General features: G+C 35.5%; 13 protein-coding genes. 10 read left to right on the top strand and 3 right to left on the bottom strand.

The genetic code is table 11. The annotated features are described in order from the left end of the window. Positions 1 to 115: 115 nt before the first annotated feature. The 3 genes from WC644_11410 to WC644_11400 all read left to right on the top strand — a co-directional run bounded on the left by WC644_11410 (position 116) and on the right by WC644_11400 (position 7,367). Positions 116 to 1,030 (top strand): AEC family transporter, encoded by a 915-nt coding sequence (locus tag WC644_11410; protein MFA5012544.1) that lies wholly within the window; start codon positions 116 to 118, stop codon positions 1,028 to 1,030. A 205-nt stretch (positions 1,031 to 1,235) separates the two neighbouring features. Then, positions 1,236 to 6,785, top strand: coding sequence for a PAS domain S-box protein (locus WC644_11405; GenBank protein MFA5012543.1), 5,550 nt, complete (start codon positions 1,236 to 1,238; stop codon positions 6,783 to 6,785). A 387-nt stretch (positions 6,786 to 7,172) separates the two neighbouring features. After that, entirely contained in the window at positions 7,173 to 7,367 is a 195-nt protein-coding gene (locus tag WC644_11400) for a hypothetical protein (protein ID MFA5012542.1), read from the top strand. A 482-nt stretch (positions 7,368 to 7,849) separates the two neighbouring features. Here WC644_11400 and pepT read toward each other — a convergent pair whose 3' ends face one another. Genes pepT through WC644_11385 form a run of 3 tightly spaced genes read right to left on the bottom strand, consistent with a single transcriptional unit; the run spans position 7,850 to position 11,503 of the window. Continuing rightward, positions 7,850 to 9,082, bottom strand: coding sequence for a peptidase T (gene pepT / locus WC644_11395; protein MFA5012541.1), 1,233 nt, complete (start codon positions 9,080 to 9,082; stop codon positions 7,850 to 7,852). Positions 9,083 to 9,085: 3 nt separating this feature from the next. Continuing rightward, positions 9,086 to 9,487: a GxxExxY protein gene (locus WC644_11390; protein ID MFA5012540.1), complete on the bottom strand. Its 402-nt coding sequence runs from the start codon at positions 9,485 to 9,487 to the stop codon at positions 9,086 to 9,088. 30 nt (positions 9,488 to 9,517) lie between these two features. After that, on the bottom strand, positions 9,518 to 11,503 hold the full coding sequence (locus WC644_11385) for an oligopeptide transporter, OPT family (GenBank protein ID MFA5012539.1): 1,986 nt from the start codon (positions 11,501 to 11,503) through the stop codon (positions 9,518 to 9,520). 238 nt (positions 11,504 to 11,741) lie between these two features. Here WC644_11385 and WC644_11380 point away from each other — a divergent pair, with 238 nt between their 5' ends. From WC644_11380 to WC644_11350, 7 genes are all read left to right on the top strand, one after another. Beyond that, entirely contained in the window at positions 11,742 to 13,454 is a 1,713-nt protein-coding gene (locus WC644_11380) for a M2 family metallopeptidase (protein ID MFA5012538.1), read from the top strand. A gap of 211 nt (positions 13,455 to 13,665) precedes the next feature. Beyond that, positions 13,666 to 14,943, top strand: coding sequence for a DUF6600 domain-containing protein (locus WC644_11375; GenBank protein MFA5012537.1), 1,278 nt, complete (start codon positions 13,666 to 13,668; stop codon positions 14,941 to 14,943). A 110-nt stretch (positions 14,944 to 15,053) separates the two neighbouring features. Then, positions 15,054 to 15,923, top strand: a complete 870-nt coding sequence (locus WC644_11370; GenBank protein MFA5012536.1) for a hypothetical protein — start codon at positions 15,054 to 15,056, stop codon at positions 15,921 to 15,923. Positions 15,924 to 16,034: 111 nt separating this feature from the next. After that, on the top strand, positions 16,035 to 17,132 hold the full coding sequence (locus tag WC644_11365; protein MFA5012535.1) for a helix-turn-helix transcriptional regulator: 1,098 nt from the start codon (positions 16,035 to 16,037) through the stop codon (positions 17,130 to 17,132). A gap of 21 nt (positions 17,133 to 17,153) precedes the next feature. Then, complete coding sequence (gene ligA / locus WC644_11360) at positions 17,154 to 19,157, top strand: NAD-dependent DNA ligase LigA (GenBank protein ID MFA5012534.1); 2,004 nt, start codon at positions 17,154 to 17,156, stop codon at positions 19,155 to 19,157. 521 nt (positions 19,158 to 19,678) lie between these two features. Further along, positions 19,679 to 20,938: a YCF48-related protein gene (locus tag WC644_11355; GenBank protein ID MFA5012533.1), complete on the top strand. Its 1,260-nt coding sequence runs from the start codon at positions 19,679 to 19,681 to the stop codon at positions 20,936 to 20,938. Between the two features lie 161 nt (positions 20,939 to 21,099). After that, positions 21,100 to 23,505: a T9SS type A sorting domain-containing protein gene (locus tag WC644_11350; protein ID MFA5012532.1), complete on the top strand. Its 2,406-nt coding sequence runs from the start codon at positions 21,100 to 21,102 to the stop codon at positions 23,503 to 23,505. Positions 23,506 to 23,970: the final 465 nt, after the last annotated feature.

The raw sequence follows: 23,970 nt of genomic DNA, 5'->3' as shown, positions 1-23,970 counted from the left end.
GATTTATCTCCTTTGTTTAATTGTTATATGCTTAAACGTAAAAGTCAGACAAAAAATTTCATTCAACAGGAATCATATTCATTTTATTTATGATTGACGATAGCTAATTTGAGCTATGGGAAATATAATATTAATTTTCATTTGTTTACTTGCCGGAGTGCTACTTCGAAAGATTAAATCATTTCCCAATGACGCTCATAAAGTACTGAACTTTATCGTAATTAATATATCACTGCCTGCTTTAGCTCTACTCTACATACCGCAGGTTGAAGTCACGTCACAGATTATATATCCCGCGGCTTCGATGTATATAGTTTTTGGGTTTGCACTGTGTTTCTTTGTATTGCTTGCAAAAGTATTCAAGTGGGACAAACAGACAACCGGTTCACTTATTATGACTGCAGGACTATGCAATTCGTCATTTGTTGGATTCCCTGTTTTAGTGACAATGTTCGGAAATGAAAGTCTTAAGACCGGTGTAATAATTGATCAGGTTGGAAGTTTTGTCATTCTCGCAACATTCGGAGTTATAGTGTCTTCTTTTTACTCATCAAGGGATTTCAGCACAAAAAAGATGATTAAAGATATACTTACTTACCCTTCGTTTATTGCGACAATTTTAGCTATGTTCTTAAAAATGGTTGGCTTTGTTCATACTGAAACGACCTCTTTTATTCTTGAAAAACTAGGCGGATTAATAGTCATTCTCGCAATAATATCTGTTGGATTGCAGTTGAAAGTATCACTGAGACATTTACCATACAGGGAGCTTTTTGTTGGACTTTTATTCAAACTAATACTCGCACCTTCCTTAATTTTTTTGATTTACTTTATTATTATGAATCAAAGGGGAATGGAAATAGATGTTAGTCTCGTTGAATCAGCAATGCCGCCGATGGTTATGGGTTCTGTGATGGCAGTCACTTATGATTTGAACCCGAAGCTTGCGAACTTAATGGTTGGACTGGGAATACCGGTATCGTTTATTACTTTATTTTTGTGGTATTTGCTTGTAATGTCACTGAGGTAAGAATCGATACACTGATATTAATTTCATTGTAACTATTTCCCTGGTTTCAATTATTGGAACCGGATACACGTATAAATACCTCTTACTCGAATTTAATAGAAAAAAATTAAATTGAGAATGCACTATTTAAAGTATAGAAAAGTTACATCTGAATGTATAAATTAATATAATTAGAGTGTTTCAATCATAATAAAATATTTTAATTATGAATACAAGTATTCCCCAGTCAATTTTAATGCATGCTCCGTTCGGGTATGCATACCATAAAATAATAAAAGACAAAAAAGGCATACCGATAGATTATCAATACATAGAAATAAACCCTGCCTTCGAGAAAATGTCGGGTAAAAAAGCAAAGGATGTTATTGGAAAAAAATTTACAGAAATATTTTCATTTGAATCGAATGAAAATTTTAATTTAATCTCATTCTGCAGGATAATGTCTGCAAAGAATGGAAAGCATGAGTTTGAATATTTTTCAATTCACACTAATGAATGGTATAAAATATCATCTTTCAACGTTAAAAAAGATTACTTCATATCATATTATACTGAAATTGATAAAGAAAAAAAGAGCAAGGAGAACGTTCTTAATGTCGGGGACATGATAAATCTTGTTTTAGAAAATATTCCACAAGCTGTCTTCATACAAACAGATTCAAAATTTGCTTATGTAAATAAAAAGTGTCTTAAATTATACGGAGCAAAAAGCCCGAGCGAACTAGTGGGTAAACCTGTAAAAGAAAGAATTCACAAGGATTATCACGAAATAATTGAATCACGAATTAAGAAATTAAACAAGAAAAAGGAAAAAGTACTCTTAGTAGAGCAAGTCCATAAGAAGATTGACGGCACGTACATTAACGTTGAAGTATCCGGAGTTCCTTTCAGATATAATGGTTTGGATGGTGGAATGGCTTTTTTACGAGATATTACTTCTTACAAAAAAGCAGAGCAAAAGGCACACGACATAAATGAAAATCTACGTATCACTTTAAACTCAATCGCAGAGGCAGTAATTGCAACTGACATTAAAGGACGAATAACGGGCATGAACCCGAGGGCTGAAAACATGCTTGGAATAAAGTTTGCCGATGCGGAAAATAAAGTTCTTAATAAATTTTTTGTTACTATTGACAGTAAAACCGGGAAAAAATCTGAAGACCTCATTAAAAAGGCATTAATCACAGGGGATGCTTTATGCCTTTCATACGGTATAAAACTTATCACAGTAAAAGGTGAAGAATTTTTAATAACAAATTCAGCAGCACCGATAAAGGATAGAAAAGGTGATATAGTTGGTGCAGTTATTGTATTTAGGGATGTTACGGAAGAAAATAAAATGCGTGAATCAATTTTGCTTAGTGAAGAAAGATTCAGAAGAGTTACTTCAATTATTACGGATATTGTTTATTCGTGCACTGCTGATAAAAACGGTGTTTACAGTATCAACTGGATGGCAGGTGCTTCGGAAAAAATTTGCGGATATTCAATCAATGAAATAATGTCAAAGAAATTCTGGGAATTTATTGTTGCAGATGAAGACAATGAGTTATTTAACAAAAATGTGACAGGCTTGAAGACCGGTATGCAGTCTGTTTGTAAATTAAGAATAAAACATAAAGACGGGAATATCAAATGGGTAGAATCTCATGCAGAATGCGTTAAAAGTTTGAAATCGAATAAAGAAAGTATTTTGTATGGTTCATTGAAAGACATAACCGAGAAGAAAAGAGCTGAAGATGAATTATGGGTAAAGGACTGGGCAATAGAATCATCGACTAATGCTTTCGTAACCTCAGATATGAACGGTTACCTGAACTATGTAAATCCTGCTTTTTTAAAGATGTGGGGATACAGCTCGGAATCTGAAGTACTGGGTAAAAACGGAGTAGAATTCTGGAAATTTAAAAATGAAGCAAAGGACTTATTGAAAATAGTGCAGGATACAGGTTTCTGGAATGGGGAGTTTAAAGGAATAAAAAAGGACGGCAGCGTTTTTGATGTAGAGGTATTGACAAGCCGGGTAGTAAATAATGAAGGTGAGGGTGTTTGTTTACAAGCATCATATACTGATATTACAGAAAGAAAAAAAGCAGAAAATCAAATTAGGGAAAATGAGGAAAGATTAAAGCTTGCTTTAGCTGTATCAAAGCAGGGTATATATGATTTAGACATTAAGTCTGGCAAGGCAATTATTACACCTGAATATGCAAGAATGATAGGTTTTGAACCAGAAGAATTTTCGGAGTCTCACGAAGCTTGGAACTCCAGGTTACATCCTGATGATAAGGAAAGGGTCATTAAGTTGTATGAAGATTATCTTAACGGACTCAGTACTGAATACAGTGTAGAATTCAGAGATCTAACAAAATCGGGAGAATGGAAATGGATACTTTCGACGGGAAAAATCACTGAATATGATAGTTTTGGAAAGCCTTTAAGAATGTTAGGGACGCACATTGATATAAATGAACGAAAAAAGGTAGAAGAAGAGAACAAAAAACTTGCACAGATATTTGAAAGCTCACTAAACGAGATATTTCTACTTGATTCAGAAAACCTGAAATTCAAGTATGTGAACAAAGCAGCTATTAATAACTTAGGGTATACTCTTGAGGAGCTTTATGATATGACTCCATTAGACCTTGTGCCTGAAGACAGTTTAATACAATTTCTTAATTTTATAGACCCCTCAACAAAGAATACAGGAGATAATTACAGACATTTTATAGATGTAGTATCTCTGTTGAAAACGGGTAAAAAAGAGCAGTTTGTATTTGAGACATTTCATAGACGAAAAGACGGTTCTATTTACGATATAGAAGTTCACCTGCAGTTTATGGAGTCAGGGAATGAAGGATATTACGTTGCAGTAATCATCGATATATCAGAACGTAAAAAAGCTGAAGAAAAACTTAAGACGAGCGACAAGATATTCACACACTCGATTGAAATGTTATGTATCACGGGTTATGACGGATATTTAAAAGTACTAAATCCTGCATGGACGAGTACACTCGGCTGGAGTGCGGAGGAACTATTATCGAAACCATGGAATGAATTCGTTCATCCGGATGATGTAGATTTAATGAATAAAATTAAGGCGGAAATAATTGAGGGAAAAGGAATTTATGAATTTGAGAACAGATACCGATGCAAAGACGGCAGTTATAGAATACTCTCATGGAATTCACATCCATATCCAGAGGAAGGAATAATGTTTGAAGTAGCCAGAGACATAACAAGCAGCCGCAAAACAGAGCAGGAATACAAGAAATTATTTGAAGAAATGCTTGATGGATTTGCATTACATGAAATAATCTGCGATGAAGAAGGCAGACCGATTAATTATAGATTTCTTGCAGTGAATCCAATGTATGAAAAGATGACGGGATTAAATTCGAAAGATATAGTTGGAAAGACGGTTCTCGAAGTATTGCCTAATTTAGAAAAGAAATGGATAGAAAGGTACGGTAAAGTTGCATTAACAGAAGAGCCAATATATTTTGAGGATTATGCAGAAGAACTCGACAAACATTATGAAGTGAAGGCATTCAGCCCGTTAAAGAACCAATTTGTCACAATAATCTCTGATATAACCGCAAGAAAGAATGCGGAAATAGAACTTATAAAGGAGAAGGAGAAAGTTGAGGAGACAGAAAAGCAATTCAGAATATTGTTTGAGAACTCACCTGATATTGTAGCATTAACTGATATTAACGGAGTATTTCTTGATATAAACAGAGTAACTCCTGGAAATAAGAAAGAAGAAATACTGGGCACAAACATAAAAGATATTCTAACGCCTGAAGATAAGAGAGATTGTGATGAAGCAATTAAAAGAGCATTGGAGACAGGACTACCTCAAACATACGAGCCAAGGATGAAAAATCCAGCGGGTATATATGAATACTGGAATAACAGGATATCAGCGATAAGGAGAGAAAATGAAGAAGTACTTTTGGTAATTAATTTTACGAATGTAACTGAACAGAAGAAGATTGAAGAAGAGATATTAAATGCAAAAGAACTTTCAGAAGCGAATGAAATAATACTACGGAATCAAACGGAGGAGATAATTTTAAACAATGAGCGACTTGAGAGCCTGCTAAAGATTTCACAATTTCAGACGAGTTCCAATCAAGAGCTGCTTGACTTTGCGCTTGAAGAGGCAATTCAATTGACACGCAGTAAAATTGGATATATTTATTTCTACAATGGAACAACGAGACAATTCACGTTGAACACGTGGTCAAAAGATGTGATGAGTGAATGCAATGTAGAAAATCAGGGAACAATATATGACCTAGACAGCACAGGCTGCTGGGGAGAGGCAGTTCGGCAGAGACGTTCGATTATTTTAAATGATTATGAGGCGGAAAATGAATTAAAACAGGGTACGCCTGAGGGTCATGTGAAGTTGAAGAAATTCTTGACTATACCAGTAATTGTTGACAATGAAATAGTAGCGGTAGCGGGTGTTGCTAACAAAGAGACAGATTATGATTCACCGGACGAACGTCAGTTAAAATTGCTGATGGACAATGTATGGAAGATATCAGAAAGACTTAAACTAATTGAGAATCTGAAAAGTGCAAAACAAAAAGCAGAAGAGAGCGACAAGTTGAAATCGGCATTTCTTGCTAACATGAGTCACGAGATAAGAACACCAATGAACGGTATATTAGGATTTCTGGACTTGCTGAAAGAGCCGAGTTTGAGCGAGGATAGCAAGAGCGAATATATAAAGATAGTAAATCAAAGCGGAGAACGCCTGCTGAACACGATAAATGATATAATAGAAATATCAAAAATTGAAGCGGGGCAACTCCAGCTTAGTTTTAGTGATGTGAATATATCTGAAATAATGGAATATCATTACCAGTTTTTTAAACAACAGGCGAATGATAAGGGAATAGAATTAAGAATTACGGAGCAGATTCAGAAGGAAGAATCGATAATAATATCGGATAAGCATAAAATAGACGGGATACTGACAAATTTAATAAAGAATGCAATTAAGTTTACGAGTAAAGGATTTATAGAATTTGGAAATTACGTTAAGGAGAACAGTCTAATATTTTTTGTTCGTGATACGGGATTCGGTATACCAGCAGAAAAAGTCGATGCAATATTCGGGAGGTTTGTACAGGGTGATTTATCGCCATACACACGTTCATATGAGGGGTCGGGTTTGGGATTATCGATAGTTAAAGCATACATTGAATTGTTGAACGGTAAAATATGGGTTGAATCAAAGTTACATGAAGGAAGCATATTTTATTTTTCATTACCTTACAATCCTGTTTCGCAAACGATAACAATATCAGAGCCGAGCGAGCCGATTAAATATGCTTTCCAAAAAAGCGACAAAATATTGATAGCGGAAGATGATGATGTAAGTTATGAATACATCGAGAAGATACTGAGTAAGGAAGGATTGATAATAATGAGAGCAGCGAACGGCGAGGAGGCTGTTAACAAAGCAAAAGGACGGAATGATATTTCATTGATATTGATGGATATTAAAATGCCAATAATGAACGGGATTGATGCCACAAAGGAGATAAGAAAATTTAACAAGGACATACCAATTATAGCGCAGACTGCTTATGCAATGATCGAAGACAGGAGAAATGCTTTAGTAGCAGGATGTACTGATTATATTTCAAAGCCATTGAGCAGAACACTGCTAATCTACAAATTAAATAATTATCTTAATAAAGATAAATTTAATTTGAAAGGAATATAACTAATATGAATGGCTGCAACATGATTCCAGCACATTACGGAGCATTTATGACTTTTGATGAAAAGACGGGAAGTGTCGTTTTAAGAAATTTCTAATTATTTAAGTTCCAATATAGTACCATTTTTGAAAAAAAATTAATTTAGTTCAGAAATTATTGGATGTTTATTTAGATTTATTATGTATATTTTACATTAACTATAAACAAGGGTCATTATAGGAGTACAAAGGATGCGGATATTTTTTAAATTATCATAGCCTTTGTATGAAACTTATTAGTTTAGAACTAAATTATTTCCCTAGAAATCCGGGTCTAAAGTTATTCAGTTTTAAATCTATTAGTTCTTTTCTTTTTTAATTGTTTTTTACGAACTATTAAGTTGCAGGGTTATGATTAAAGTAATCCATTCAGAAGTTGAACCCCTTGTGGTAGAATGTACTGAGAGCGATGTGAAACTTTGCTCTAATTGCAGGTATCACGGAAGTTGCTACTTCAAAAGCAAAGACACGAGAGGCGTATTATACGCATTTGTGTTTTCGCTTTCACTGTTTGCTATACTTATAGCAAGCATATTGATACGCTAAGTTTCTATTTAGTGTTTCCTATTGAAGCAGGTGTCGAAAAATTCGGCACCTGCTTTGTTTTTCTATTTAAAAATTTTAAATAACTGTAAATTTCTTGCCATATGATGAAAATTAATACAGAAACGAGTAGACAATAGCGAAATGACTATGTTTTATTGCTATTTGTGAAATTTGCATGAACTGAGCGGGCCGCAAGAGTACTACAAGCGGGCAGGAAGACTCTCACAATTGGATTCAGGGTGTATTCAGGTTGGATTGAGGGTGTATTCAAGAAGGTTAAATATATGATATTACAATGATTAAATCTTTTCAATATTAAAGATAAATCATTAATATCGGCTTATTTTAAGCACTATATAATATAATTATTCTAAAGTTTTTTATCAAGAGGTATTTGAATATTTATTAAGTATTTATTTTCAAGAAACAAAATGCCGTACACATTTCTATGTACGGCAGTAATATTATAAAAGTAAGAAATTTTACCAGTCCTTTTTGGCGTAGAGTTCTGCTATTTTAATAACAACGTTTGTTGCTTTTTCCATGGACTCAAGCGGAACATATTCAAACTTGCCGTGGAAGTTTATACCACCAGCGAAGACATTCGGACAAGGAAGACCCATGTAGGAAAGTCTTGAGCCGTCTGTGCCGCCGCGAATCGGCATAATCTTTGGTTCAATGCCAAGTTCAATCATCGCTTGTTTGGCTACTTCTACAATGTGATAAACAGGTTCAACTTTTTCCCTCATGTTGAAGTATTGGTCTTTTAGTTCAGCTTTTACGACATCTTTACCATACCTCTTATTAAGGAAATCAGCACACTGCTGAGCAAACACCTTTTTACTCTCAAATTTAGTTCTATCGTGATCGCGAACGATATAAGTGATTGTGGTATTTTCAACAGTACCGTTCATACTTATAAGGTGATAGAATCCGTCGTACCCGGTTGTGAATTCAGGACGCATGTTCGGAGGAAGTAATGCATTGTATTCCATCGCAATCAGCATAGAGTTAAGCATTTTATCTTTTGCGTAACCTGGATGTACATTTCGGCCTTGAATGTTAACGGTAAGTTTAGCGGCGTTAAAGTTTTCAAATTCAAGTTCTCCGACATGGCTTCCATCCATAGTATAGGCAAACTCAGCACCGAATTTTTTAACGTCGAAAAAATCAACTCCTCTTCCGATTTCCTCGTCGGGAGTGAAGCCGATTTTAATTTCTCCATGTTTTATCTCAGGATGGTCAATAAGATACTTGACAGCAGTCATAATTTCTGTTATCCCGGCTTTATCATCTGCTCCGAGCAATGTTGTACCGTCAGTCGTAATAATTGTATCGCCTTTATACTCTTTTAAATCAGGGAAGAGTTCCGTAGAAAGAACAAGTTTCAATTCCTTATTGATGGTAATATCCCCTCCGTCGTAATTTTCCCAGACAAGCGGATTAACGTTCTCTCCTGACATATCCGGACTCGTATCGACGTGCGCAACAAAACCTATGACGGGAACTTTCTTCTTTATATTTGATGGAAGAGTTGCCATAACGTAACCGTGCTCGTCAATCTCCGACTTAAGCCCGAATTCCTGCAGCTCTTTATTCAGTAGATTCAACAAATCAAATTGTTTTTTTGTGCTTGGAAAGGTTTCAGAACTCTCATCAGACTGAGTGTCTATCTTTATGTACCTGAAAAACCTTTCCTTAATTTCCTGCTTCATTATTTATAACTCCTTTTTAAATACTTTTCTTGCGTTTTGAAAAATCTTCCTTTTTACTTCCGGCCTTTTACCGAAGTTTAAGAGCAAACCGATTTCATAATTAGTAGCTTTTAACTGATTAACGAGTATGAATTCATTTGCTGCATTAACTCTCTCGACAGTCTCAACTCTTACCAGAACTTTATCCTCATTTACGAAATCAAATTTGTACTGTCCTACTTTATTGCTTTTGTAAAATACGTCTTTAAGAACTTCACGCTCAAAAACAAGTCCATGGTTTCTCATCTCGACGTACAGTGCTTCGAGGTACACATCTCTTGAGTACCCATAACCGAGCAAATTATAAACCTCAAGAAAAGATTTGATAATCTTTTCAGTCAAATCTTTGTACAACAATTCTGCCATGACGATTGTATTAAAAATAATAAAAGATTTTTAATCTGCGTCCGGCTTCCCCCTTAAAGAATCCCAAATAAAATATACACAAAGTATTACAAGCATTGCAAGTGCAAGTACTTCAGCCGAATGTGATTCAAACCATGCTTCATTCACGTAGTTGATTCCGCTGAACTTTAGAACTGCACTTATTACACCCATTAATGCACCTCCTGCAATAAAGCCTGATGCAATCAGTGTTCCTCTTTCGCGTCTTGCATTGTTCAACTTCTCGTCTTTGCTTCTCTTAGAAACAAAGTTTGCTATAATACCGCCGAGTAATATCGGTGTATTAAGTTCAAGAGGAATAAACATCCCGAGTGCAAAAGCGAGTGCGGGAACTCCGATCATTGTTAGAATCAATGACATGAAAGCACCTGCAGCGTAGAGCATCCACGGAGCAGGCTTACCGGACATCATTGGCTCTATTACAGCCGCCATTGCATTAGCCTGCGGAGCTACCAGTGCATTATCTCCTTTAAACCCGTATGTCTGGTTTAAAATAATTATAACACCTCCGACTGTGGCAGCTGATAGTACTGTACCGAGAAACTTCCATGATTCCTGCTTGTAAGGAGAAGAACCGAGCCAGTAACCAATTTTTAGATCTGTTATAAATCCGCCTGCCATTGAAAGAGCAGTACAGACAACACCCCCAATTATCATTGAGGCTACAATACCGACATTACCCGTTAAACCGACTGACACCATAATGACAGAAGAAATAATAAGCGTCATTAGCGTCATACCCGAAACAGGGTTTGTTCCGACGATTGCTATAGCATTAGCGGCAACAGTTGTAAACAAGAATGCTATTACCATAACAATTGCAAGTCCGAGAAATGCGTATCCGATATTATCAACGACTCCAAACATAAAGAAAACAAAGACTATGACTGCAACAAGAAGAACACCAGCAACTATAATTCCCATTGGCAGATCTTTCTGTGTTCTCAGTATCTCATGCTTTCCTTCATGTTTTCCGAAAATTTCTTTTACTGCAAGACCGAATGCAGATTTGATTATCTTTGACGACCTGATTATACCAATTACTCCAGCCATTGCAATTCCGCCTATACCAATAGGTCTAACGTATGCTCTGAATATATCTTCAGGGGACATCGCCCCGACAAGTTTTGTAATATTCGCTCCAAGCGGAACGGTTATTCCCGGAGCGAAATAATTGATTATAGGAATTATCATGTACCATCCGATAAATGAACCCGCACAGATAATCGCTGCATATTTTAAACCGACAATATACCCGAGTCCGAGTACAGCCGAACCAACATTAATCTTAAAAATCAGCTTTGATTTTTCTGCCAATTCGCTTCCGAACGCAAACACTCTCGTCGTGAAAACTTCACTCCACCAGCCGAAAGTTGCTATAATAAAATCGTATATACCGCCTATCAAACCGCTGACAAGCAGGAGCTTTGCCTGACTTCCGCCTTTTTCTCCCGATACGAGTACTTCTGTAGTTGCAGTCGCTTCAGGAAATGGATACTTCCCGTGCATATCCGAAACAAAATATTTTCTGAATGGAATAAGAAATAGAATTCCAAGAAATCCACCGAGAAGTGAAGATAAAAATACTTGATAGAACTGAACTTCAAGACCAAGAATATAAAGTGCGGGAATTGTAAATATTGCACCCGCTACAATAACCCCTGAACTTGCTCCAATTGACTGAATAATAACATTTTCTCCAAGAGCGTTCTTCCTCTTGGTTATGAATGCTAACCCAACAGCAATAATAGCAATAGGTATAGCAGCTTCAAAGACCTGACCAATCTTTAATCCAAGATATGCAGCTGCTGCTGAGAATATGATCGCCATAAGCAATCCCCAGAAAACGGACCAAATGTTTACTTCGGGTACTATGCTTTTGGGAGACATAAGAGGTACGTAAAGCTCACCCTCTTTCAATTCCCTGTATGCATTTTCCGGTAAACCTTTTACTCCGGTAGAGAAATGTTCTGACATAAACAGATTATTTAAATTAAGAAAAAATGACTTAGTTTATCACAATTTAACATCAAAATACATAAAATAAAAGATTCATTTTAATATATTTTTCGCACCGGATTTCCCCTAAAATCATGTTTTGTTAATATTCTTTTGCCGGCGATTGTTCTTAACTTTATTTTGCTTAATGCGTATAATATGTAAAGCAAAAAGACTATTTTTATATAACAATTTTTACACATTAAATTATTTTCTTATGAAAAAATTAAACCTATTTTTATTAATGATTTTTATTTCTGCCGTATTTTTTGGGTGCGAGCAGAAGAAAACGCAAGAAACACTTAAATCGGACCCCGAAATGGTAAAACAATTTGGTGATTTTTTAAACAATTTTGAAGCTAAATATGTTCCTCTTTACAAAGAAAATAACCTTGCTTACTGGAATGCATCCATTTCAGGCAAAGAGGAGGATTTTAAAAAAGTTGCCGAATACCAGAACAAACTGACGGCAATATTTTCAAATAAAGCTGACTTTAACACTCTGAAAAAGATTCATAGTTCAAAAGGCATTACAGACTCGATAAAAAAACGGGAACTGGACGTACTTTATCTTTCATTTCTCGGTAATCAGGCTGATACCGCAAAGCTGAATGCTATCAACAATGCACAAAGCCAGATTGAGGTTAAATACGGTAACTTTAGAGCCGATATGAACGGTAAAAAGCTTTCCGATAACGAGATTGAAGAAATACTTGTAACCTCAAAAGATTCGAAAGAACTTGAAGCAGCATGGATTGCACATAAAAAGATTGGTCCAGTCGTTGCTGAAGATGTTAAGAAACTCGTAAAGATGAGAAATGAAGTTGCAAAAGACCTTGGTTACCTTAACTATCACGAAATGAGGCTAAAGCTTTCGGAACAAGACCCGGCGGAAATTCTTAAACTGTTCGATGAGCTCGACGTACTTACAAAAGATGCTTTCAAGAAACAAAAAGATGAAATAGATTCTTATTTTGCCGAAAGGTATAAAATAAAGAAAGAAGATTTGATGCCATGGCACTACCAGAACAGATTTTTTCAGGAAGCACCGAAGATTTACAAAGTTGACCTTGATACATATTACAAAGACAAAAACCTTGAACAGCTTACTGCAGAGTATTACAAAGGACTCGGAATTCCAATCGATGATGTTATTAAAAATTCCGACCTGTACGAAAAACCCGGGAAAAACCAGCACGCTTATTGCACGGATATTGACAACATGGGTGATGTAAGAGTGCTCTGTAACATTAAACCAACCGAAAAATGGATGAACACAATGCTTCATGAATTCGGTCACTCAGCTTATGACAAGTATATCGACAATAAAAATCTGCCCTTTGTACTGAGAGATGCAGCTCATACATTCACGACAGAAGCCATTGCTATGATTTTCGGAAGGTTTTCATCAAACGGTACTTGGATGAAAGACATGAAACTTGTAACGGAAGAAGAAGCTCAAAAGATTTCCGATGATGCTTTTAAATCATTAAGACTTCAGCAGCTTGTTTTTTCGCGTTGGTCGCAGGTTATGTACAGATTTGAAAAATCGATGTATGAAAATCCCGATCAAGACCTGAACAAACTCTGGTGGGACCTTGTTGAAAAGTATCAGCTGTTAAAAAGACCCGAGGGCAGAAATGAACCCGATTGGGCTTCTAAGATTCATATAGCTGCTTTCCCTTGTTATTACCATAACTATCATCTCGGCGAACTTCTTGCCTCACAGCTGTATTACTACATCGGAAAGAATATTCTGAAAGCAGATGATTTCAAAAACCAGAGCTTTGTAAACAAGCCGGAAGTCGGAAAATATCTGCAGGAAAAAGTCTTCATGCCGGGTGCAAGATACTACTGGAATGATATGATTGAAAAGGCTACTGGCGAAAAACTTACTGCAAAATATTACGCCCAGCAATTCGTAAACTAATGAATTTACAGCTCCTTTCCGCTTCATGCGGGAGGAGCTGTTATGATTTTGATTTATTTCAATCATTATCTCGTTTCTGAATACAAAAAGCTAGGTCGCTAAAGTTAAATAGCATAAATAAGGAAACAAAATCCTTTGCTTTTAGTATATAATTTAAAGTTAAACCTATAAAGCAGTAGCTTGTCTAACTAATAAAGTAAAGGAGTATAAAATGGACGATACAAGACTAAGAATATTGATGAAATCAGGGCTGGCAGCGTTGATTTTATTAATATCAGCATACCTGTTCACGAGTCCTGCTTATTCACAGAATGAACCCGGGAAAGTAACAACCGTTATCGATACTGTAGACGACGAAGAGGATTTGTTCGATGAAAATACAAACTACAAGGAAATGTATAAGGATTTGAACAAAGACGGCGAATGGGTTACCATTACTGACACTTCTCTGAATGATCCGGATGATCCAAAAGAAAGTAACGTAACTAACATACGAATTATTAACGTCTGGAAACCTAATGGAATGAGTCCCGATTGGACACCATACAGCTACGGCAGATGGGTTTATACTTATACTGGCTGGATGTGGATTACAGATTATATTTGGGGCTGGGCTACATATCACTACGGCAGATGGGTTTATGATTATTATTACGGATGGGTCTGGTTACCCGGCAGGTACTGGGCTCCAAGCTGGGTGCAATGGTGCTATAATTCTAATTATATAGGCTGGTATCCTATATATCCAAGAAGACATCATCATCATCACCACCACAGATACTATGCTCACGGAAATCCGCATCACTGGGTAATTGTTAAAAGAAAAGATTTTACGACAAAGATTAACAAGGAAGTAACCGTTGATTCAAAAGAAAATTCAAAGATACTTGAAGGTTCTAAAAAGATTGCTGTTGTTAAATATGACGGTACTAATATAATCAACGTCGGACCGAAAGTTAATGTCATCGAAAAAAATACAGGTCAGAAAATCGACCCGAAGAAAGTATCTATATCCGATAAAAAGGATATTACAAAAGTAGATGAAACAACTGTCAGCATTTACAGAAACGACGTTGAAAAAAAGACTGTTTATACCGGCTCTAAAGAAACATCAAACAATAACGGACAGAAGACTAAAGATGTTAAAGTTAATGAAACAAGTAAGAGCCCTAATGTGAAGAAAGAAACAAGTAAGAGCCCTGATGTGAAGAAAGAAACAAGCAGAGAAACCGCTCCTAAAATCAAAGATGAGAATACGAGCAGGAACAAACAGCCAAAATATGAAGGGTCAAAAGAAAAAGCACCTGAGCAAAAAGTGAGAACAGAAACAAAACCTCCTAAATATGAGGGCAGAAAAGAAAATATTAGAGAAAGCAGTCCTAACAGGGAGAACAGCTCAAGGAACAGAGAAAGCAACAACAGCGGAAGGAGTAATGAAGGCTCCCACGACAGAGGTAATAACAATTCCAAAACATCAAGCAGAAAGTAAGTAATTTATTCATACATCGTCCGTCAAAGAACCCGGTGCAAATCGGGTTTTTTGTTTTGTATTTTATTAAAAATTAATCTATGTTGTAATTAATAAAAATTTATACATTTATGAAAATAATAACAGCTCTTACGTTAATAACTCTATCAGTATTTATTAATAATGTCTATTCACAATGTTCCGATGCCGGTGTGTGCATTATAGGCGAGAGGCATAATACAGATGAAAAAAGCTATAACAAATCATCGTTATCGCTGCAATATTCACTCGGATTCAGCGGAACCCCCGAAGACATAACTTATCATGCATTAAAACTTGGCAGCGATATTGTTATTACAAAAGAATTTTCTCTGGGAGTAGTAGTACCATTTTACGCACAGATGCATAAAACATCAAACACATTCTCGAACGGCGGTGTCGGGGATGCTTTTGTTATCGGCAATTATTCTATTCAGACCGGTAAGAAGCAGAGCTTGCTGCTGCAGGGAGGTTTTAAGATTAACACTTCTTCAATAAATAAATATGAATTTACATATACTAACGCGCAGGGAACGAATGATTTAATACTTGGTGGTGTTTATAGTATTTCCCTCTTTAATTTTTCCGGCGGGTTGCAGATCCCTTTAACTAATTATGAAGATGGAGATTCTAAGTTTAAGCGGGGTGCTGACCTGATGTTAAAGGGCGGTATTAAACATAACATTGAAAAATTTGCTCTAAGCTTTGATGTGCTCGGAATTAAGAGACTCAGCAAATCCGAAATAACGGATTCAGACTTTTATACAGCAACAAGCGTTACAACAACTATTGATAAAAGTGATTTTCTTCAGATTAACTTAATTGGCGGAGCTGCATATAATATTTCAACCGATCTTATGCTGGATTTGAATATTGCTGTTCCTGTTCTCAAAAGAGAAGAAGATTCCGACGGGACGAAAAGAGTATTCTCAGCAAATTTAGGGGTAAGGTTCAACATATAACGGAGTTTATACAGCCTTTTTAAATATTTTCACATAAAATTTTCATTTCGGAAAAATACATTACTTTAATTTAATCTGTAAATACTTTAACTTGCAGAATATAATAATAGAATGTTAGAAAAATTTGGACAGGATCTCAAAAAACTAAGAGAATCCAAGAAAATTACTATAGCCGATATATCTGTTAAGACGAAGATACACAAGTCTATTCTTGAAAAAATGGAAAGCGGAGACTTTTCCTTTTTTTCAGAAATACACGTCCGTGCTTTCCTTAAACAGTATGCTAAAGCTATTTCCGTTGATAGCAACGAACTTCTCTTCAATTACAGTATGGCAAAACAAGGGAAATTTTCTTCTATGTTAAAGGATGTTGAAGAAAAAGAAGTAGCAATAAAGAAAATTGAGGAAAATACTGCCTACATGGAAGAACCTGAACTGCCGCCAGAGATTAAAAATCCGACAGTTGAGGAAACACCAAAGGAATCGGAGGAAGATATTTTCAGTTTCCCTTCTAAACACGAAAAGCAGTTAAACAAAGATCTTCCGAATAAACCTGCGGAATTGCCGGAACAGAAAAATGAAATACCCGAAAGAAAACCATTTTCAAAATCAAAGCGGGTAAAGCTTGAACCCGAAGATACTGAGTTTAACGGTACATACACTGAAATAAAAGGATTCAAAGTACCGATTCACTTGTTAAAGAATCTCGGTATCGCTTTAATGATTATCGCTCTGCTTGCCGGTATTTATTTACTTATCGATGTTGTCTTTCTGAAAAAACAAAATCAGAATGTTGATATTGTCAAACAGAATTTCGATGAGGTTGTTCAGGAAAATGAAAAGAAAATTCTTGGAAAGAAAACTGAAGAAGAAATTCAAGATTCTATCAACAAAGTTCAGGACTCCTTAAGAAAAGCCGCTATTGCAGACTCTCTTAAAAATCTGGAGTCTGAATTCCTAAGGTTGAAGATAGTAGGACTTAAAAAAGGAAAGATTTTAATTTATATCGATACACTTGTTACCGGAGGTGGCGAACTTGAGGAGGTTTCAGAGAATAGCAAAGGTGAATTTAAAGCAAAAAAACAGTTTTATATAACATCAAAAAATACTGATAACTTTGATGCTTATCTTAACGATAAAAAACTTATTTTCGAGGATGTGTCTGTAAAAAATCTCAAGCTATCAAGAAAGACTCTTCTAAACGAATAATATGTAACTCATTACAGGATAATGGATAAGCATATTGTTGACCGCATTGATGAGCTGAAAAAATTAATTAATGACGCTGACTATAAGTATTACGTTCTTGCTGAGCCTGATATAAGCGACTTTGAATATGACAGGCTTATGAAGGAGCTTGAAGAACTTGAAAAAGAATATCCCTTACTACAGACTAAAGACTCCCCTGCTCAGCGTGTTTCTGGTGAGCCCACGAAAAAGTTCAATGTTGTTGAACATAAAATCCCGATGCTCTCGCTTTCCAATTCTTACAACTTCGATGAATTGATTGATTTTGATACGCGGGTTAAAAATGCAATCGGAAAGGATAGTATTGAATACGTGTGCGAATTAAAGATAGACGGGCTTGCTGTTTCTCTGGTTTATGAAAACGGTTATTTTGTAAGAGGGGCAACTCGCGGTGACGGCACGAAGGGAGACGACGTAACTGCTAACCTGAAAACTATTAAATCCATTCCGCTGAAAGTTGACCATAAGTTACTGAAAAACTTTGAAGTCCGCGGAGAGATTTTTATTAAAAAAGAAGATTTTCTGAAAATAAACGAAGATCAGGAATTAAAAGGAGAAAAGCTTTTTGCCAATCCAAGAAACACAGCCGCGGGCACGTTAAAACTCAAAGACAGCAGATCCGTGGCTAAACGTCCTTTAAATCTATTCTCCTATTATTTGTATTCTGATGATATAAAACATGAAGAACACTTTAAAAATCTTGAACTGCTTAAACAGTTAAGGTTTCCTGTTAATTCTTACGCAAAGAAAGTAAAATCAATCGATGAGGTAAAGAAGTACTGTGAAAAGATAGATGAACTCCGCGATAACCTTCCGTACGAAATTGACGGAGTAGTGGTAAAAGTCAACAGCATACATGAACAGGATATACTCGGCAATGTTGCTAAATCTCCCCGATGGGCAATAGCTTACAAGTTCAAAGCAAAAGAGAAAATAACAAGAATAAAAAGCATTACTCTTCAGGTCGGCAGAACAGGCACTATAACTCCGGTTGCAGAACTCGAGCCGGTTCTCCTTGCAGGCTCCACAATCTCAAGAGCTACATTGCACAATTTTGATGAACTTGAACGCAAGGATATCAGGGAAAAAGATTTCGTGAAAATAGAAAAAGGCGGCGACGTAATCCCGAAAGTTACAGAAGTCATTTTAGAAAAAAGAGAGAAGGATTCAAAGAAGTATCCCGTTCCTGATAAATGCCCGGTATGCAGTGCAAAACTAATTAAATCAGAAGAAGAAGTTTATGTTTATTGTCCGAACTATTTATGTCCTGCGCAGATTCAGGGACGAATAGAGCACTTTGTTCACAGGGATGCAATGGACATTGAAGGTCTCGGTACAAGTATTATTTCTATCTTTCTTGATAAAGGTCTGATAAATGATTTCTCAGATATATACATACTGAAGAATAAGAAAGATGAAATATTGTCAATTGAAAGGTTCGGTGCAAAGAGCGTTGACAACATTCTTGCGGCTATCGAAAAATCAAAAGAAAAACCTTTTGAAAAAGTTTTATTTGCTTTGGGAATAAAGCAGGTTGGAGAAAGAACCGCTAAGCTGCTTGCAAAACATTTTAATTCGATTGATAAACTTTCAAAAGCATCAGTTAAAGAGATTGATGATATTTATGAAATAGGTCCATCAATTGCTCAAAGCGTTGTTGATTTCTTCAAAGATAAAAAGAACCTCTTGTTATTGAATAAGTTAAGGAAAGCCGGTCTTAAGTTCGAATCTGATATATCCGCAAGTTCTGAGTTAAAAGAAGAGTTCATTGGTAAAGTTTTTGTATTAACTGGCACACTCCTGAAATTCACCCGCAGTCAGGCATCCGAAATAATTGAGAAATTTGGCGGCAGAACATCAGGTTCTGTCAGCAAGAAAACTGACTTCGTACTTGCCGGAGCAGAAGCAGGCAGCAAACTCGACAAAGCAAAAAAGCTTGGTGTGAAAATAATCTCCGAAGAAGACTTCGAAAAGATGATAATTTAATCACTTCTTCACAAATTCCTGAATATCCAGAATAGCAGCACAACAACCGCCGCAATCGTTATTGTCTTTGTGAGTACAGTAATTTCGGTTGGATTTGAAATATGAATTGTACTTAAAAATGCACCTTTTTCGTTTACAATATTTATAACGCAATGCGGCGACTTAATGAATACTATATGTTACATTGACAAATAATTAAATTATGATTATTTTAATTCAAATATAAATCCCCCCCCCCCCCCCCCACAAAAAAAGTTCAGAGGAGATTAAACAAAGTTAAATATGAAAAGATTAGGTTATCATATTTGTTTTTCTGTAGGTAAAGAAATTATTCTTCATAATTTTATATTCAACTTCTATCATTCTATTTATTCATCAATCACATTTTCTTATTACTATCCAATAAATTATGAGACTATTAATTCAAAAAATCTAAGAACCGCAAAATATATTATTCAAAGAATTTCTTACCGCACAAATCATTTAATTGTATTAAAACCTAAAACTTAAAATTTAGAATTATGAAAAAACTAATTATAATATTATTTATGATCATATCATTCAGCGTTAATGCTCAATGGTTTCCGCAAGTTTCAGGTACTAATCAAAATTTACGGGATGTAGAATTCCTTAACAGATATACAGGTTGGGCTGTGGGTGATGGTGGAGTAATAATTAAAACTATAAATGGAGGTAAGGATTGGATTAATGTTCCAAATCCTGCTGTAGGAAAACCATTGTTTAAAATTAGTTTAGTTGATTCTAATACAGCTTATGTAGTAGGTTGGTTTAAAACAATTATTAAAACAACCAACGGAGGATTAAACTGGATAGAGATCGAAAATGGGCCCTGGGGGGGGGGAGACAGCTATACCAGTTGTTTTTTTGTGGATTCTAATTACGGATTCATAGTAGGCCAAACACAGGTTGTTTTTAAGACAATAAACGGAGGAGGAAATTTTACAGGTGGATATTTAAGCGGTGCTTTTTATGATGTGTATTTTAAAAATTATAATGTTGGTTTAGTTGCCGGTAGCGTTGTAGATTCATATAAAACTACAGATGGGGGCCAAAATTGGAATTTAATGAGTTTTCCATTCGGTACTACAGGTTCAACTTTTTATAAAATATCTATCATTAATGATAATTGCTGGTTTATAGGCAATAATAGAAGGGTATTTTATTCGCCGAATTTTGGAAATACCTGGGATACAATTAGTAATATCCCGTATATTTCACCAACAGGAACTATATATTGTAGCAGCTTTTCAGACTCTTTAATTGGCTGGACAGCAGGAGAATATAACAGACTCTTTAAAACAACTAGTGGAGGTAAAAACTGGTCACGGGAAAATACAGGTGCCGGCACCTGGTTTTGGGGAGATATTTATAGTTACAATGATTCTGTGGTATGGGGTGTTGGAGGAATAGGAAAAATTATGCATACGACAAATGGTGGTCAGACACTCGTAAACAATAACAATTCATATTCAAATGTTCCGAAAGATTTTAAATTATACCAAAATTTCCCGAACCCGTTTAATTCGGAAACAATAATTAATTTTGAATTGAGCAAAGATGGGATGACAAAATTGATAGTATATGACGTTTTAGGCAGGGAAATAAAAAGGTTGGTTGATGAATATATGCCGGAAGGCATTCATAAAGTTAAATTCAACATAGGAAATATAAAACAAAAAAGTTCAGGCAGTATTTATTTTTATTCATTATACTCTAATAACAGATTGATTGATACTAAAAAATTAGTTTATATACCATAGATTAGAATTCAAAATGATAAGAGCACCTTAAAGCAAAAAGGGCATTTACTAAAATAAGAGAGAGAGTTGGAAATTATGAAACACACCTTGCCCGGGGATTCATAAATTCTTACCGAACGGTATAACTCTCTCTATTTATAAAACTTATTAAACAAAATAACATGAAACATTTAAAATTAATATACATAATTGTGATTTTGATTACAATTTTATTCTCCTTATCACAAAACATATTTGCACAATCCGGATTTGAATGTGGATTTACCGGTATAGGTCAATATAGTCCCTATGTAAGTCTAAATGATTTTTGGGGATTGAATAAACCTATTAGAACTGATTTGAGTGGTCTAACTCCGGAACCGCCATCATCGGCATACTTCCCGGTTTTAGTTGTATTTGTTCAATTTGCTGATGATCCCGATCGACCGCAGTGGCCTGCAAATGGAGCACCTGATTATCTTAACAACTTTATTTCTGAAACTAAAGATTACAACACTGAATGGTGGAATGCATATAGTGAAACAACGGAACCATTGAGCGATTATTGGTTAGAAGCAAGCAGGGGAAAAATGCATGTTCTTGGAAAAGCATATTATGTTCAGTTAGGAAATGCATCCAATTATTCTACTGAAGCAATAATGAATCAAGCGATTTGGGATGATTTAATAGAAAATCAGGGGCTTGTAAATTGGACACCTTATGATTTATGGAAACCTGTGGATACAAATGGTGTTCGAAAATTCAAATGGGAACCTGATGGATATGTAGATATGATTTATAAAATTCATAAAATGCGAGGTAGAGGACCGATGCCTAATACTGCAGGTTATGCCCATCTGACTTCAAATAGATATGATAATACTGTTATTCCTGTTGATCCTTTCAATGGTGTTTCCATAAAATACGGCTTTTCGACAGAGGGCTCGGGATTAACTCTAGATTTCACACCTAACAAAAATATGAATTTGAGTGTAGCGATGCATGAACATGGCCATTTTCTATATGCAGATGGTCATATTACTTATGGGAAAGTTGTTGCAGGACCAGGAGCAGACGGATTTTTAAGTCCATATGAAATGATATTACTGGGTTATATGTCACCGACAACAGTAACATTCGGTAATTTCTACACCTTACCTTATAATTTAAAGGATTATTCGGCAAGAGACACTTCTTCGGGCTACATTTTAAAAGTCCCAATAGCAACCGGAGAGTATTTCTTAATAACCAACAGAGGGAATTATTCGAAATGGGACAAACAGATGATGGGAGACACTGCGCGAATAAATAGTTTTGATGTTTTTAATGAACTCGGAAGCGGTATTTATATTCATCACGTTAATAAAGAAATATCATTACCTTATTTGAATGAACATGTTCAGGATTTAGAATGTGCAGACGGATTATGGTCTTTCAATTATGACACACAGGTTCGTATGTATGCTTATGATGCCGGTCATTGTTTTAATAACGGTATGTGGGATGTTTATAAACGTAATCAAGTGGTTTATGATAATGACCTGGGAATGTATAATCCGGGAGGAGTTGGAGCTGATAAAAGTTGTGGATACTATATGTGGGCTTGGAAAGGACATGCTCCGCAAGATCCCTGTCAATTAGGGACTGAGAGATGGTACACTACCGATGAGGATTATTACGCTTTTGACCAGTTGAATGGAGATAGATTTGATCCATGGAGAATGGAATATAACGAGGTTTTCTCACCTTATTCATCGCCTAATACAAATACATGGACTACTAATCCAAATAATCAAAAATCTGATATCTTTATTATATTAAGAGGACAAGAAAATGATAAGAGTTACAATATTGATATATATAAAGTTGGTGAAAATGATATGACAGAGGAAGATATACTTCAATTAACACCACCTTCACGCCCAATGGGTTTAAATGTTTCTGTTTCCGAATGCGATAATGATAGAGTATATCCCGTACTTACCTGGAACCATAATATGGAGCCCGATATGATTCAGGGAGAAAAACTTGAAGAAAAGAGATACAAAGTATTTAGAGGTTATAATCAATACGGAACTGTTCCGGAAGATTACTGGGAGGTTGCAGATTTACTGATAAATAAAGATGAGCAGCCCACTTATATGGACTTGGATGCATGGAATTCTTGTATGGAGGGAAATAATTTAATGAACAGTATCCGATATAAGATAGTAGCGATTGACAGCACTAATTGGGCATCGGTTTATTCTGATTTCGTTTCGTTTTCTTCGGAAGACCTTATAAGAGGAGATAACATGGGAAACCTTGTTAATAACAATACCGTCAAAAAATACGAGTTATCCCAAAATTATCCGAATCCGTTTAACCCGAACACAAAAATAAATTATGCATTGCCAAAACCGGGATTTGTATCCTTAAAAATCTATGACATCACAGGCAGAGAGATACAAACACTCGTGAATGAAGTAAAGCAGGAAGGATATTACACGGTTGATTTCAACGGCTCGCATTTAAGCAGCGGAGTTTATTTCTACAGAATCCGAAGCGGTAATTTTACAAGCGTAAAACGTATGGTGCTAATCAAATAAAGACATACCCAACATTTTAGTTTACTTTAACAAAACCCGCAGATACCTGCGGGTTTTTTAAAATATTTATTAAAAAATTCCACAAATTCGAAAAAATGATTATTTAATCACTTCTTCACAAATTCCTGAATATCCAGAATAGCAGAACCGCAACCGCTGCAATCGTTTTGGATGATACATTGACAATTAAACCGATACTAACTATATTGCTCAAGTAATAAAATAATATTTACCCCCCCCCCCCTAATAAAAAAAAATAATTCGAGGGGGTTAAACAAATTCGATTATGAAAAAATCTGTTTATAATATTTGTTTTTCTGCGGGAATGGAAATATTTCTTCGCCTTTATAGATCCTGTTATTGTCATTCTTTATCAATCACACCTTACAATATATCTCTTGTAAATTATGAAACTAATATTTCGATAAAAATTAAATTCTCAAATTCCTATAGTATTGCAGAAAT

The sequence above is a fragment of the Ignavibacteria bacterium genome, assembly GCA_041649015.1.
Taxonomy (GTDB): domain Bacteria; phylum Bacteroidota; class Ignavibacteria; order Tepidaquicellales; family Tepidaquicellaceae; genus CAIKZJ01.
Note: the sequence above shows the minus strand (reverse complement) of the source record. Positions and strands in the feature narration are given on the sequence as shown.